Source organism: Streptococcus sp. HMSC061E03, from assembly GCF_001813505.1.
Classification (GTDB): Bacteria; Bacillota; Bacilli; order Lactobacillales; family Streptococcaceae; genus Streptococcus.
This window is the reverse complement of record NZ_KV812784.1, coordinates 1,273,629-1,287,439: the sequence shown is the minus strand read 5'-3', so window position 1 is coordinate 1,287,439 and position 13,811 is coordinate 1,273,629. Positions and strand designations below refer to the sequence as shown.

The 13,811-nt window shown below is 38.7% G+C and carries 14 protein-coding genes; 12 read left to right on the top strand and 2 right to left on the bottom strand.

The features are described from left to right. Window positions 1-127 precede the first annotated feature (127 nt). Together HMPREF2917_RS06510 and recX are read right to left on the bottom strand one after the other, a co-directional pair. Window positions 128-661: a nucleoside tri-diphosphate phosphatase gene (locus HMPREF2917_RS06510; protein ID WP_003005798.1), complete on the bottom strand. Its 534-nt coding sequence runs from the start codon at window positions 659-661 to the stop codon at window positions 128-130. 95 nt (window positions 662-756) lie between these two features. After that, window positions 757-1,539, bottom strand: coding sequence for a recombination regulator RecX (recX, locus tag HMPREF2917_RS06505; RefSeq protein ID WP_070589692.1), 783 nt, complete (start codon window positions 1,537-1,539; stop codon window positions 757-759). A gap of 37 nt (window positions 1,540-1,576) precedes the next feature. Between recX and rlmD the strand changes: the two genes are divergently transcribed. The 12 genes from rlmD to HMPREF2917_RS06445 all read left to right on the top strand — a co-directional run bounded on the left by rlmD (window position 1,577) and on the right by HMPREF2917_RS06445 (window position 13,729). Beyond that, complete coding sequence (gene rlmD, locus HMPREF2917_RS06500) at window positions 1,577-2,929, top strand: 23S rRNA (uracil(1939)-C(5))-methyltransferase RlmD (protein WP_070589689.1); 1,353 nt, start codon at window positions 1,577-1,579, stop codon at window positions 2,927-2,929. A 10-nt stretch (window positions 2,930-2,939) separates the two neighbouring features. Next, window positions 2,940-3,383 carry a cytidine deaminase family protein gene (locus tag HMPREF2917_RS06495; protein ID WP_070589687.1) on the top strand — a complete coding sequence of 148 codons (444 nt, stop codon included), beginning with the start codon at window positions 2,940-2,942 and terminating at the stop codon, window positions 3,381-3,383. Window positions 3,384-3,396: 13 nt separating this feature from the next. Beyond that, entirely contained in the window at window positions 3,397-3,630 is a 234-nt protein-coding gene (locus HMPREF2917_RS06490) for a DUF1858 domain-containing protein (RefSeq protein ID WP_003005810.1), read from the top strand. After that, window positions 3,630-4,976 (top strand): DUF438 domain-containing protein, encoded by a 1,347-nt coding sequence (locus HMPREF2917_RS06485; RefSeq protein WP_070589685.1) that lies wholly within the window; start codon window positions 3,630-3,632, stop codon window positions 4,974-4,976. Before HMPREF2917_RS06490 ends, HMPREF2917_RS06485 begins: the two co-directional genes overlap by 1 nt. Window positions 4,977-4,978: 2 nt before the next feature. Beyond that, a complete protein-coding gene (locus HMPREF2917_RS06480) occupies window positions 4,979-5,233 on the top strand; it encodes a DUF1912 family protein (protein ID WP_021152721.1) in 255 nt (84 codons plus the stop codon). Window positions 5,234-5,413: 180 nt separating this feature from the next. Beyond that, the gene (locus tag HMPREF2917_RS06475) at window positions 5,414-5,761 is read left to right on the top strand and encodes a helix-hairpin-helix domain-containing protein (protein WP_021152722.1); all 348 of its coding nucleotides are present in this window, start codon (window positions 5,414-5,416) and stop codon (window positions 5,759-5,761) included. Between the two features lie 373 nt (window positions 5,762-6,134). Further along, window positions 6,135-6,713, top strand: coding sequence for a flavin reductase family protein (locus HMPREF2917_RS06470; RefSeq protein ID WP_070589740.1), 579 nt, complete (start codon window positions 6,135-6,137; stop codon window positions 6,711-6,713). Continuing rightward, on the top strand, window positions 6,700-7,260 hold the full coding sequence (locus HMPREF2917_RS06465) for a GNAT family N-acetyltransferase (RefSeq protein WP_070589683.1): 561 nt from the start codon (window positions 6,700-6,702) through the stop codon (window positions 7,258-7,260). Before HMPREF2917_RS06470 ends, HMPREF2917_RS06465 begins: the two co-directional genes overlap by 14 nt. Next, window positions 7,260-7,838, top strand: a complete 579-nt coding sequence (locus tag HMPREF2917_RS06460; protein WP_041826242.1) for an AAA family ATPase — start codon at window positions 7,260-7,262, stop codon at window positions 7,836-7,838. The genes HMPREF2917_RS06465 and HMPREF2917_RS06460 overlap by 1 nt, the downstream gene beginning before the upstream one ends. Then, window positions 7,831-10,482, top strand: coding sequence for a valine--tRNA ligase (locus tag HMPREF2917_RS06455; protein ID WP_070589680.1), 2,652 nt, complete (start codon window positions 7,831-7,833; stop codon window positions 10,480-10,482). Before HMPREF2917_RS06460 ends, HMPREF2917_RS06455 begins: the two co-directional genes overlap by 8 nt. Before the next feature lie 74 nt (window positions 10,483-10,556). Beyond that, a complete protein-coding gene (locus tag HMPREF2917_RS06450; protein ID WP_070589677.1) occupies window positions 10,557-11,483 on the top strand; it encodes a HamA C-terminal domain-containing protein in 927 nt (308 codons plus the stop codon). After that, the gene (locus tag HMPREF2917_RS06445; protein ID WP_070589675.1) at window positions 11,453-13,729 is read left to right on the top strand and encodes a helicase-related protein; all 2,277 of its coding nucleotides are present in this window, start codon (window positions 11,453-11,455) and stop codon (window positions 13,727-13,729) included. Before HMPREF2917_RS06450 ends, HMPREF2917_RS06445 begins: the two co-directional genes overlap by 31 nt. The last annotated feature ends 82 nt before the right edge of the window (window positions 13,730-13,811 follow it).

Genomic DNA, 13,811 nt, shown 5'->3' with positions numbered 1-13,811 from the left:
GTGTCGCAGGTTCGAATCCTGTCTTCCCGATAGTGTATCGAAAAAGTCTAATGATTGTTATTAGGCTTTTTTTGTAGATAATTTTTCATTAAGTTAAAAGAAAAAAGAGCTTGCGCTCTTTCCAACTTTATTTATTTCGCAGTTCAACATAACGGTTATACCAAATTTTTATATATTCCTCAGAAAAGGGACCTTTGTTTTGGTTTATCCAATCTACTAGAACCTTAACATTTTCCTTTAAAATAAAGTCGATGTCATCTGAATAGTGCATTTTTTCTTTGTGCTGCTCGTATTCTTCAACATCTAACAATTTTTTTTCACCATTGGTAAAGACCTTGACATCGAGATCATAGTCGATATATTTTAAGGCTTCTTGGTCAATGTGAAAAGGACTTGCTAGGTTACAGTAGTAAGACACACCATTGTCACGGATCATGGCGATGATGTTAAACCAATATTTTTTATGGAAATATACGATCGCTGGTTCACGTGTAATCCAACGTCTACCATCACTTTCAGTCACAAGTGTATGATCATTTACTCCAATAATTGCATTTTCGGTTATCTTTAATACCATGGTGTCACGCCATGTTCGGTGTAAACTGCCATCATGTTTATAACTTTGAATTGTAATAAAGTCGCCTTCTTTAGGTAGTTTCATAACTTACCAACTTTCTACAATCTAAGTATATCCTCTATATTGTAACATATTTTTTAAAATTTTTTCTTATTTTTCTATTTAATTTTCAATTTGGTTTATGAATCTAGGTATTCTCTAATGGCTGACGTTATATCACTATAGTCGTAGCCTTTTCTGGCTAGTGCCTGAGTCAAGCGTTGTTTGAGGTCATAGCCTTCATATTTTTTACTGTATTTACGGTATTGTTTTTCTAACTCTTTTAGAATGAGCTCATTGGTTGTTTCTTCATCTGTTTCGAGCTCGAGATTTTGGAATGCTATCTTTGCTTGGTTGTACGCAAAGCCTTTTGAAATGAGTGCTTGGATAATCTTAGTTTCAATGGCTTTTAACGGATATTTTCCTTGGTATTTTTTTAGGAGTTTTATTGCGGTACGGTCGATCACTTCTGAAAAATCATAGTCTGCAAGATTTTCTTGAAGGATAGATTTTGGGATCCCTTTTTGTTGAATTTTTTGTTGTAATAAGAGAGGGCCCTTATCGCCACTGAGAAGGTTGGCTTCTATCTGGTTTCTTGCATATTGACGATCATCTAACCACTTGTCTTCTTTTAGGTGTTGGACCACTTTATCAATAATGCCACTTTCAATCTCATACTTTGTCAGGTAGTCTCTGACTTCTTTTGTTGTCCGAGCTTTAAAAGAAAGATGGTAAAGGGCCAGGTTTTTACCATAGGAGTATTGAGCAAACTCTTGGATTTCTTTTAGTTCTTCTTCACTGATTTCTTTATCTTTGGAAAGGAAATATTTGACGATGGTGTCTTCTGTAATATAAAGTTTTTGATCATTGTCTAATTCCAGGAGGTAGAGTCTTTTTTTCTTTTCTAGTTTTGTAATTTTCATGTTTTTATTATACCGAAAAATGTGTTAAGATAGGGATATGAACGTTAAAGTAAAACAAAAAATTCCTTTGAAAATTAAACGAATGGGAATTAACGGAGAAGGGATTGGCTTTTATAAAAAAACACTTGTCTTTGTGCCAGGTGCTTTGAAGGGAGAAGATATCTTCTGCCAAATTACAAGTGTCAAAAAAAATTTTGCGGAAGCCAAACTCCTATCTGTGAATAAGGCGTCTAAGTTTCGTGTGACGCCCATGTGTGATATCTATGAGACCTGTGGTGGCTGTCAAATCATGCATTTGAAGTATGATAAGCAGCTGGAGTTTAAGACAGATTTATTGCAACAGGCCTTGAAGAAGTTCTCACCTGAAGGATTTGAACAGTATGATATTCGTCCGACAATCGGAATGCAGGAACCTCTTTACTATCGGGCAAAATTGCAATTTCAAACAAGGAAATTCAAGGGCCAGGTGAAGGCAGGACTCTATGCTCAAAATTCACATTATTTAGTTGAATTAAAAGATTGTTTGGTTCAAGATCCGGTTATTCAAGCTATTGCCAATGACCTTGCGGATTTATTGACCTATTATCAGATTCCGATTGCTGATGAGCGTAAAGAACTGGGTGTCAGAACCATGATGGTTCGACGGGCTCGGAAGTCTGGGCAGGTTCAGATCATTGTGGTCACTAGTCGTCAGATTAACGTAAATAATTTGGTGGAAGACTTGGTCACAAAACACCCTGAGATTGTCACAGTTGCTGTTAACAAAAATACGTCTCGTTCCAGTGAGATTTATGGGGAACAAACGCAGATTATTTGGGGAGAAGAGGCAATTTTGGAAGGTGTTTTGGATTATGAATTTTCTCTTTCTCCTCGAGCCTTTTACCAGTTGAATCCGGAACAAACTGAAGTATTGTATAGTGAGGCTGTCAAGGCTCTAGATGTTTCTCCAGAGGATCACCTGATTGATGCCTATTGTGGGGTTGGAACGATTGGGTTTGCTTTTGCTAATAGAGTGAAAAGTGTTCGGGGGATGGATATTATTCCTGAAGCAATTGAAGATGCCAAATACAATGCTAAACGGATGGGATTTGAGAATACCCACTATGAGGCTGGTACAGCAGAAGAGATCATTCCTCGCTGGTACCAAGAAGGCTATCGGGCTAATGCTGTGATTGTGGATCCACCTCGTACGGGCTTGGGGACAAAATTAATAGAGACCTTGTTGCACTATGCACCTGAAAAGATGGTCTATGTCTCTTGTAATGTCTCTACTTTGGCAAGGGATCTAGTGGCTTTGACGAAGGTTTATCAGGTTGAATACATTCAATCAGTGGACATGTTCCCCCATACAGCACGGACAGAAGCAGTTGTGAAATTAGTGAAGAAGTGAAAGAAGAAGAATGGATATTTGGGAAAAACTTTATCTTGAGGCGAAAGCTCTCTATGCGCCTCAAGAGGTTTCAGATTTTGTCTATGCTCGACATGTGGTTGCTGCTGTTGAGGCTGCAGATGGTCAGATTTTTACGGGCTTTTGTATGGAAGAAACTTGCGGCGTCTTTCATTTATGTGCTGAACGAGCAGCTCTCTTCAACATGTATCAACAATCAGGACAGACCAAGGTCAAGCGCATTATTGCTTTTCGAGACAAGCCTCCTTATGGAGAAGGCTCAGGGATGCCTTGTGGAGCCTGTCGTGAATTTCTCCTTGAGCTGGATGCAGAGAATCGTCATCTAGAATTTATGGTGGATTATGAGAGTCGCAAGACCATTACTTTAGGTGAACTGATGCCTCTTTGGTGGGGAGAAGAACGGGCTCGTCAGAGAGAAAATAAAGGGAATGAGTAGAGGAAATAAATAAATGGACAATGTTATTGATGTATCGATTCCAGTTGCTCAAGTCATTGATCAACATCCGGAAGTATTGGATTTGTTGGTAGAATTGGGCTTTAAACCCTTAGCCAATCCGATCATGCGCAATACAGTTGGGCGCAAGGTTTCTTTGAAACAAGGATCAAAATTAGAAGGTACTCCTATGGAGAAGATTGTGCGAACACTAGAGGCTAATGGCTATGAAGTAGTGGGGCTAGACTAATGAGTGATGAACGAATTCACGTCTTAAGAGATATCTTATTAGAGCTTCATCATGGAGCTTCTCCTGAGTCGGTTCAGGAGCGCTTTGATGCGACCTTTGCAGGGGTTTCTGCGATTGAGATCTCTCTTATGGAGCATGAACTGATGAATTCAGATGCAGGTGTGACTTTTGAAGATGTGATGGAACTTTGTGATGTCCATGCCAATCTCTTTAAGAATGCGGTTCAAGGAGTCGAAGTAGCAGATACTGACCACCCAGGTCATCCGGTTCAAATCTTTAAACAGGAGAACTTAGCTCTTCGTGCAGCTATGATGCGGGTCCGCCGCTTGCTAGACAATTATGAGACAACCGAGGATCCTGAGATGATTCAGGAGATTCATAAGGGCTTGTTACGTCAGCTGGGCTTGGTGGGTCAATTTGACCGGCATTACCGTCGTAAGGAAGAGTTGATGTTTCCGATTATGGAAAAATATGGGCATGATTCCCCACCAAAAGTGATGTGGGGAGTGGATGACCAGATTCGGGAACTCTTTGCGAAAGTTTCAGATGCGGCAAAGAAATTACCGGATTCTAGTATTTCTGAAGTCAAGGAACGCTTTGAAGCCTTTGCGCAAGAGTTTGAGGGCATGATCTTCAAGGAAGAGTCGATTCTCTTGATGATTTTGCTGGAGTCCTTTACCCAGGATGACTGGCTCTCCATTGCAGAAGAAAGTGATGTTTATGGTTATGCCATTATTCTCCCAAGTGAAAAGTGGGTGCCAAAACGTGTTGACTTCAAGGAGGAAGCGTCGAAAGAGTCAGAGGGGCCAACTGAACCACTTCCTTCTTCAAAAGGCGATGATCACCATCAGGTCATTGAGACTCCTGAGGGGCAATTGACCATTACCTTCACGCCTAAGAAAAAAGAAGAGAGCTTCGATCGCAAGCAGCCACAAGCTTTTGGTCATGGATTTTTATCGGTGGAGCAAGCGAATTTAATCTTGAACCAGTTACCAATGGAGATCACCTTTGTCAATAAGGATGATATTTTCCAATATTACAATGATGCTGCGCCTTTTGAGGAAATGATTTTTAAGAGGACGCCATCGCAGGTAGGACGCAATGTTGAGCTGTGTCACCCACCGAAATATTTGGAGAAGGTCAAAGCCATCATGCAGGGGCTTCGTGAAGGGAAAAAAGACAAGTATGAAATGTGGTTCAAATCAGAATCGCGTGGGAAATTTGTCCATGTCACCTATGCAGCAGTGCGTGATGAAGCGGGAGACTTCCAAGGTGTCTTGGAATATGTTCAGGACATTCAACCTTATCGAGAGATCGATACGGATTTTTATAGAGGAATGGAGTAAAGATGAGTTACGAAACAGAGTTTATGAAGGAGTTTGAGGAGTGGATCAAGACCCAAGTCATGATCAATGAAATGGCTCTCGAAGAGAGTAAGAAGGTTTTTGAGGAAGACCAGGATGAACGAGCAAAAATTGCTATGATTCGCTATGAAAGCCGTTTGGACGCTTATCAGTTCTTGCAAGGGAAGTTTGAAAATTTCCATGCTGGAAAAGGATTTCATGATTTACCAGATGGCCTCTTTGGTGAAAGAAAATATTAAAATGGCCTTATTGAAGGCGTTTTACTAGCTAGATTTACCTGAAAATTGAGCAATGACTTGATTTTTTAGGGGATTGTGATACAATAAAAAAGTTGAAATGACATCAACGGATTTTTGAATGGAATGATAGTGATGAAACCTTGTTGCCTTAGGAATTGATCACTGAATTTAGGAGGAAAAATGGCAAAGAAGAACGTAAACCGTGCGAAACAATACAAACATCAAAATAGACATCTTTTGAAAAAAGCTGTCGCAACTGTAACTGCAGCTGTGAAAGAAACACCTAAAAAGGTTGAGAAAGCTACAAAAGCAGTGGCGAAAGAAGTGAAACAAGCGGCTTCTTCAGTGGAAGAATTTGCTGCAAGTTTGGAAGGTGTGGCACTTGATCGTGCGCAAACATTCTATGATGAAGGTATTCGCTCTGTTGCGGACTTCGCAAACTGGACAGAAAAAGAGTTGTTGGCCCTTAAAGGAATCGGCCCAGCTACAATCAAGAAATTGAAAGAACTAGGCGTTAAATTTAAATAATCGCTTTTATGATTTCTTGCTATTTCCAGGAAAACTTGCTAAAATGAACCTATTAGAGGTGTTTTGAATCCCACATTTTACAGAAAGTGGCGGTGCTGAGAAGTCCACAAATGTGTCAAAACTAGTTGCTAATGGATGAAATTAAAAAATGAAATATAAATCTTTTTGTTTCCTTTTAGGACTAGGCGGCGAGTTGCAGGTTGTACTGAAGTACACCAAGACGAGCTCACGACGTCATAAAAGTGAAACAAGAAGATTAAAGATGCGGGCATCTGCCCGAAATTGGGTGGTACCGCGGATCAACACATTCGTCCCTGTCATTAATCTGACAGGGGCGATTTTTCTTTTGCAACCCTGGCTGAAGGAGCTTGTCATGAAACAATCTTTTAACACTAGTAAACTCTACTATGGTTTTCCGATTTTCATTTTAGGGTATCAGGACCAGAACTTTGGGCACAATATCACGACCTGCAGTTCCTCTTATAGCCTGGGAGATTGGCTCGTCATAGGGGTTGGTGCTGGGGAAAATGCGGCTGACCAGATTAAGCATTATCAACAGTTCAGCGTGAACATCCCTGATGAAAACTTTATGCTTGAGATGGAGCAGGCTGGTTTTATCAGCCATCGGGAGAAGTTGAATCACTTAGGGCTAGACTACGAAATTTCTGAACGGACTCAGGCTCCGATTTTGGAGGCTTGTCCAGTCGTTTTGGATTGCCAGGTAGATCGAATTATCGAGGAAGATGGCATCTGCCATATCTTTGCCAAGATTATAGACCGTCTGGCTGATCCAGAGCTCTTAGATGACAAGGGGCATTTTAAAAATGACCATTTTGCACCGACTTACTTTATGGGGGACGGTCATCAGCGCGTTTATCGTTATCTAGATGATCGAGTTGATTCCATGGGGAGCTTTATGAAGAAAGCGAGGAAGAAGAATGACAAGAGCTGAACTGCCAGAACGAATCGAAACGGAGCGTCTAGTCTTACGAGTCCGAACAGTGGCTGATGCTGAGGATATCCATGCTTACGCCAGTCTTCCAGAAGTCTCTTACCCAGCAGGCTTTCCACCCGTCAAGACCTTGGAAGACGAGATCTATTACCTAGAGCATATCCTTCCCGATCGCAATCAAAAAGAAAATCTTCCAGCTGGTTACGGCATTGTGGTCAAAGGAACTGATACAATCGTCGGCTCTGTTGACTTCAACCATCGCCACGAAGACGATGTACTGGAGATTGGCTATACCTTGCACCCAGACTATTGGGGCCGGGGTTATGTACCCGAAGCAGCGCGTGCTTTGATTGATCTAGCTTTTAAAGAATTGAACCTTCACAAGATAGAATTGTCTTGCTTTGGTTACAACCTTCAAAGTCAACGAGTCGCGGAAAAGCTTGGCTTTACCCTCGAAGCTCGCATAAGGGATCGCAAAGATGCCCAAGGCAATCGCTGTGATGATTTGAGATACGGCTTGCTAAAGAGTGAGTGGGAGGTGGATTGATGCATGTTTTCATCATTGGAGCTCCAGCTGCAGGGAAAATGACCATTGGTCAGGAACTTTCGAAACTCACCGGTGCGACTCTCTTTTTCAACCATCAACCAATTGATTTCGCACTCGAAATCTATCAGGATTTTACGGAAGAAATGTGGGAATTTGTTCGTAGCGTTAACTTTTCTTTTCTTGGAACAAGCGCCAGGCATCATCGGTCGGTGATTTTAACAGGTGTAACTGATTTTTCAAATCAATACCATCTGATGTATTTGAAGAATATTCAAGATTTGTTAAATGAGTATCATCAAGAGATTCTCTTTGTTGAATTAGAAACGTCTCTTGAGGAGCGCTTACGTCGCAATCGAACGGAGAATCGGTTGAAATACAAACCCTTGAAACGGAATTTTGAGGTATCTGAAAGAGAAATTTTAGAGACTGATAAAACAGATCAACTTAATTCTCAAAAGCAACCGAGTGGCCTTCACCACTACCTGAAAATTAATAATACGAATCTGTCTGCAGAAGAAGTCGCAAAGCAGATTCAAGAAAAAATGAAAACAATAGAGAAAGGACACACACATGTCTAAAGAACTTTCACCTAAATACAATCCAGCCGAGGTTGAGGCTGGTCGTTACCAAAAATGGCTTGACGAAGATGTTTTCAAGCCTTCAGGCGATAAAAAGGCGAAGCCTTATTCAATCGTTATTCCACCACCAAACGTAACTGGGAAACTTCACCTTGGTCACGCTTGGGATACAACTTTGCAAGATATCATCATCCGTCAAAAACGGATGCAAGGTTTTGATACGCTTTGGCTTCCAGGTATGGACCATGCTGGGATTGCCACTCAAGCTAAAGTAGAAGCGCGTTTGGCTGAAGAGGGCATCTCTCGTTATGACCTTGGTCGTGAAAAATTCCTTGATAAAGTCTGGGAATGGAAAGACGAGTATGCGACGACTATCAAGCAACAATGGGGCAAGATGGGGCTCTCTGTAGACTACTCTCGTGAGCGTTTTACCCTTGATGAAGGGTTGTCAAAAGCGGTTCGTAAGGTCTTTGTAGAGCTTTACAAAAAAGGTTGGATTTACCGTGGTGAATTTATCATCAACTGGGATCCAAAAGCTCGTACAGCCCTTTCTGATATCGAGGTGATTCACAAGGATGTCGAAGGTGCCTTCTACCACATGAACTACATGTTGGAAGACGGTTCACGTGCCCTTGAAGTAGCAACAACTCGTCCTGAGACTATGTTTGGGGATACTGCCGTAGCGGTTAACCCAAATGATGATCGTTATAAAGACTTGATTGGTCAAAATGTTATCTTGCCAATCTTGAACAAGCCAATCCCAATCGTTGGGGACGAACACGCTGACCCTGAATTCGGTACTGGTGTGGTGAAAATCACTCCTGCCCACGACCCTAATGACTTCTTGGTTGGTCAACGACATAATCTTCCGCAAGTGAACGTTATGAACGATGATGGTACCATGAATGAGTTGGCTGGTGAATTCAACGGTATGGACCGCTTTGAAGCACGTAAGGCTGTTATCAAGAAGTTAGAAGAAATTGGTGCCCTTGTTAAGATTGAGAAGATGACTCACTCAGTTGGTCACTCAGAGCGTACAGGGGTGATGGTTGAGCCTCGCTTGTCTACGCAATGGTTTGTGAAGATGGATCAATTGGCCAAGAATGCCATTGCCAACCAAGACACAGACGATAAGGTAGAATTCTACCCACCTCGTTTCAACGATACCTTCCTTCAATGGATGGAAAATGTCCATGACTGGGTAATCTCTCGTCAGCTCTGGTGGGGTCACCAAATCCCAGCTTGGTACAATGCTGAGGGTGAAATGTACGTTGGCGAAGAAGCGCCAGAAGGTGACGGATGGAAACAAGACGAAGATGTCTTGGATACGTGGTTTAGTTCAGCCCTTTGGCCATTCTCAACTATGGGCTGGCCGGATGTCGACTCAGAAGACTTCAAACGTTACTTCCCAACGTCAACCTTGGTAACAGGTTACGACATCATCTTCTTCTGGGTGTCTCGTATGATCTTCCAATCATTGGAATTCACAGGTCGTCAGCCATTCCAAAATGTCCTTATCCACGGTCTCATTCGTGACGAGCAAGGACGCAAAATGTCTAAATCTCTCGGTAACGGGATTGACCCAATGGATGTCATCGAGAAATACGGTGCCGATGCCCTTCGTTGGTTCCTTTCAAACGGTTCTGCACCAGGTCAAGACGTGCGCTTCTCTTACGAGAAAATGGATGCGTCATGGAACTTCATTAACAAGATTTGGAACATCTCACGTTACATCCTCATGAACAATGAAGGGTTGACCTTGGAGGTGGCGCGTGAAAATGTAGCTAAAGTGGCTGCTGGTCAAGCAGGTAACGTGACAGATCGTTGGATTCTCCACAACCTCAACGAAACGATCGGTAAGGTCACTGAAAACTTTGATAAGTTTGAGTTTGGTGTGGCTGGTCACATCCTCTATAACTTCATCTGGGATGAGTTTGCGGACTGGTATGTTGAGTTGACTAAGGAAGTGCTTTACAGCGATAACGAGGACGAAAAAGTTATCACTCGTTCTGTCCTTCTTTACACCTTGGATCAAATCTTGCGTCTCCTTCACCCAATCATGCCATTCGTAACTGAAGAAATTTACGGTCAAATCTCTGAAGGAACGATCGTGATTGCGGAATACCCAGTGGTTCGTCCAGAATTTGAAAACGAAGAAGCAGCAGCTGGTGTAGAAGCTCTTAAAGATGTGATTCGTTCAGTACGTAACTCACGTGCAGAAGTGAACGTAGCGCCAAGTAAGCCAATCACTATCTTGATTAAGACAAGCGACAGCAAGCTTGATGCCTTCTTCAATGATAATGTCAACTACATCAAACGCTTCACAAACCCAGAACACTTGGAAATTGCAGCAGATGTAGAGGTACCTGATTTGGTTATGTCAAGCATCATCACAGGGGCAGAAATCTACTTGCCACTTGCTGACCTTCTCAATGTCGAAGAAGAATTGGCTCGTCTTGAAAAAGAATTAGCCAAATGGCAAAAAGAACTGGATATGGTCGGTAAGAAGCTCTCTAACGAACGCTTCGTAGCCAATGCCAAACCAGAAGTCGTCCAAAAAGAACGCGACAAACAAGCCGACTACCAAGCTAAATATGATGCGACCGTAGCACGGATTGATGAGATGAAGAAGTTGGTTAAATAAGCACAGAAACACGGCGGTATGCCGTGTTTTTTTGGTATAATGAAATCAATATCTATTGGGTTGGGAGTGGGATATTGAGAGATAATCTTAAAAAATTAATAAATAGTGCAATAGTAAAATATACTTTTCCTATTATACTTACTGACGAACAAGGACAAGTAACTTCAATTAATAAGAGTAATTTAACAACTGCTGGAAAGGATGAATATTGTTTTAAAGGCAATGATAATGACATTTCAAAAATAATTTATAATGGGATTGTTGAATTCGCTGAGAATGAGTTTAAGATTGATTATGATAATTTGGATAGAGAACAAACAAAGGTGATCAAAACTAAATTAAAATATAATAAAAATGATTGCCCTCAAACAAAACTTCAATACGGATTTTATGGGGAAGTACTTTTAGATTTATTTTTAAGAAATTATTTTCATACTGATGTTCTAATTGCTAGAGGTTATTTTTATTCACCTCTTGAAAATTCTGAACCAAAAGGGTTTGATGCTTTTCATATTATTGACAACAAAGGTAGATTAGAACTCTGGTTTGGAGAAGCAAAATTTTATCAAAGTTTCACATCTGGAATTAACTCTGTACTTTCCAAGATAAATTATTCTATTTCAGATGACTATTTGAATAATCATATGTTTGCAATTATTAATGAGAAAGATAATATCTCTCATTCGCATCCAATTTTTGAAGGAATAATTAAAAGATGGGAGAATAATCCTGACCTCATTCTTATCGATGAATTACAAAATAATAATATTGAGTTAGTGTATCCTATTTTTATTGCATTTCAAAAACAGCAAACCTACAGTTACGAAAAATCAATTGCATCTTGTGTGGATAAAATTAATAGGGAGTTAGGAAAATATTCGTTAACTTTAACTGTTAAAATAAAGGTTAGTATATTTGTAATGCTCTTACCTGTTGATGACTCAAATAAATTAAAGGAAGAAGTGATTGAATGGATAGAAACGAAAGAACCGCTCATCTAATCAAAGAATTGAATTTATATAAGCGATACCCTGAAAGAAGAGGTGCCTTTGTCAAGGCAACTTGTGACTATTACGACGCTGTTAAAATAGACGAACTTACAAGTAATGATTTAAATTTCTTGCGTTATGTAGCAAATGAAGCTGGAGTTCCACAATATTATCAGTTACTTGAAAATAAATATCAAGCAGGTAAAACTATTAATAAAGAGAGCATGAATTTATTATCTATGAGTTCTTTTATTAATGAAGCGGCTTTAATTGTAAAAGATGAGATGCTACATAAATATCAAAAAGAAGTCACTGACTTGTTTGAAATTAATACTGAAAATAGATATATTCTTTCTGCGCCAACTTCTTTCGGTAAAACTTTTACAGTTTATACTATTATAAAAAAAATGGGTTACTCTAATATATTATTAGTATTTCCTACAATCAGTTTATTATCGGAAAATTTGTTGAAGCTACAAAATGATGAGTTCTTTTCTACATATAAAATTCATAGCTTAAGTGAAATAAAAAAAGAAGAGTTTGGAGAAAAGAATATATTCATCTATACTCCTGAGCGATACCTCTCATTTTTAGATAATAATAGTTTGAATTTTGATTTTACATTCGTAGATGAAATATATAAAATTGACAATGATTTTATTATCAATAATGAGACTCCAGAAGAAAATGAGCGAGATACTGCATATAGACTTGCCTTAGAATACGCTTGTCGAAATAGTCGGGATTTATTACTTGCCGGACCGTATATTCAATTTCAAAAACCAGAAACTAGAGTAAACTCATTTAATAATTTTACTTCAATAAATAGATTTAATAAATTGGAATACAATGATATTGAAATTGTTTCAAAAAATATAACCCATATTAAAAGAAATAAATTTGAAATTGGGAATAAAGTGCATAGATTAAAAGCTGGTACATCAACTATGCAAGATAAAGTTGCACAATCTATTATAAATTTAGATGAAAATACCCTGATTTATTGTGGAAGAAAGTATGATGTAGAACGATTCGCAGGTTTTTTGTTGAGAAATCCTGAATATAATTCACTTTTATTAAAAAAAGATGACAATGAATTGTATTCAATATTTTTAGAACACGTAGAAAAAAATTTTGGTTCAGATTGGATTCTGTTTAAAGCACTTGAAAAAAGAATTGGAATCCATCATTCAGGAATACCAAAATATATACAAAATGAAATGATTAATTTATTTAATAAAGGTGAACTACTATGTCTTTTTTCTACAACAACAATTACTGAAGGTGTTAATACGACTGCAAAAAATTTAATTATTACTTCTGTCAAAAAGGGAATAAAGTCATTGAAACAGTTTGATGCTAAAAATATTGCTGGGAGAGCAGGCAGATTTAATGTACATTATAGTGGTAATGTCATTGATTTAACTGAAGAATTTGAAGCTGTTATTGAATCGCAACAGGACGAAATTGAACATAAAAATTATGATAATAGCCGAAACAAAACGGATGTAGATTTAGAAGTGACACTTGATGAATTTTTGACAGATGATGATAAAAATTTCAAGGCTGAAATTAATATAGCTAAGGTAAAATCAGGATTACCAGATTTTATTTTTCAATCTTACAGAACAATAGGCCCTTTGGAGAAAATCTCAATCTATAATCGTATAAAAGAGATGTCGTTAGTCGAATTTCATAAAATTGATCAGTTGAAGCAGGTATTGAATTTGAGCAACGGCACAGAAATTCATTGGGAAGGTTTTCAAACAGTAGTTGATATTTGTCATAATTTTGTCTCTAATTCAGATTTAAAACACATAATGGAAACTAGGGTAGGAAAGAAACATTTTTCTTTAATTGTGATACAGTTATCAGAGTTTTTACAAAAAGGTTTTTTAGGGATAGTTGATTATTATGTCAAAGAACAGAATAAAAACAAAGATATGGCAATTAGAATAACTGCAAAATTAATCTACACAATATTTAAATATCATCTCGTAAAGTATTTAGGAGTGTTTGATTTGCTATATAGATTCCATTATTCAAAGGTCTACAAAAGAAACTTTGATGATGTTACTGGAATTAAAATTCTTCTGCAAAGGCTAGAGTATAATGCTCTGACTGATATTGGACGCAAATTGAGTGATTATGGAGTTCCTTTTGAATTAGTAAAATATTATGATGGAAGTGTAACTACTAAAAATTTTGATTTATATGAAAGTTATGTAGATAGAAGAATACAAAGATTACTTGGATAAAAGATAAGACTGGGCAAAAACTCAATTTCAGGAGAAAATGAAGTAAATCTTCCCACAATAAAACGCATAGTATCAAGGTTTT

What these genes read in the sequence shown, in the direction of transcription:
- HMPREF2917_RS06470 (WP_070589740.1), top strand. Translation starts at nt 6,135, where the DNA reads ATGAAACAATCTTTTAACACTAGTAAACTCTACTATGGTTTTCCGATT.
- HMPREF2917_RS06460 (WP_041826242.1), top strand. Translation starts at nt 7,260, where the DNA reads ATGCATGTTTTCATCATTGGAGCTCCAGCTGCAGGGAAAATGACCATT.
- recX (WP_070589692.1), bottom strand. Translation starts at nt 1,539, where the DNA reads ATGAAAATTACAAAACTAGAAAAGAAAAAAAGACTCTACCTCCTGGAA.
- HMPREF2917_RS06480 (WP_021152721.1), top strand. Translation starts at nt 4,979, where the DNA reads ATGAGTTACGAAACAGAGTTTATGAAGGAGTTTGAGGAGTGGATCAAG.
- HMPREF2917_RS06465 (WP_070589683.1), top strand. Translation starts at nt 6,700, where the DNA reads ATGACAAGAGCTGAACTGCCAGAACGAATCGAAACGGAGCGTCTAGTC.
- HMPREF2917_RS06495 (WP_070589687.1), top strand. Translation starts at nt 2,940, where the DNA reads ATGGATATTTGGGAAAAACTTTATCTTGAGGCGAAAGCTCTCTATGCG.
- HMPREF2917_RS06475 (WP_021152722.1), top strand. Translation starts at nt 5,414, where the DNA reads ATGGCAAAGAAGAACGTAAACCGTGCGAAACAATACAAACATCAAAAT.
- rlmD (WP_070589689.1), top strand. Translation starts at nt 1,577, where the DNA reads ATGAACGTTAAAGTAAAACAAAAAATTCCTTTGAAAATTAAACGAATG.
- HMPREF2917_RS06510 (WP_003005798.1), bottom strand. Translation starts at nt 661, where the DNA reads ATGAAACTACCTAAAGAAGGCGACTTTATTACAATTCAAAGTTATAAA.
- HMPREF2917_RS06490 (WP_003005810.1), top strand. Translation starts at nt 3,397, where the DNA reads ATGGACAATGTTATTGATGTATCGATTCCAGTTGCTCAAGTCATTGAT.
- HMPREF2917_RS06455 (WP_070589680.1), top strand. Translation starts at nt 7,831, where the DNA reads ATGTCTAAAGAACTTTCACCTAAATACAATCCAGCCGAGGTTGAGGCT.
- HMPREF2917_RS06445 (WP_070589675.1), top strand. Translation starts at nt 11,453, where the DNA reads ATGGATAGAAACGAAAGAACCGCTCATCTAATCAAAGAATTGAATTTA.
- HMPREF2917_RS06485 (WP_070589685.1), top strand. Translation starts at nt 3,630, where the DNA reads ATGAGTGATGAACGAATTCACGTCTTAAGAGATATCTTATTAGAGCTT.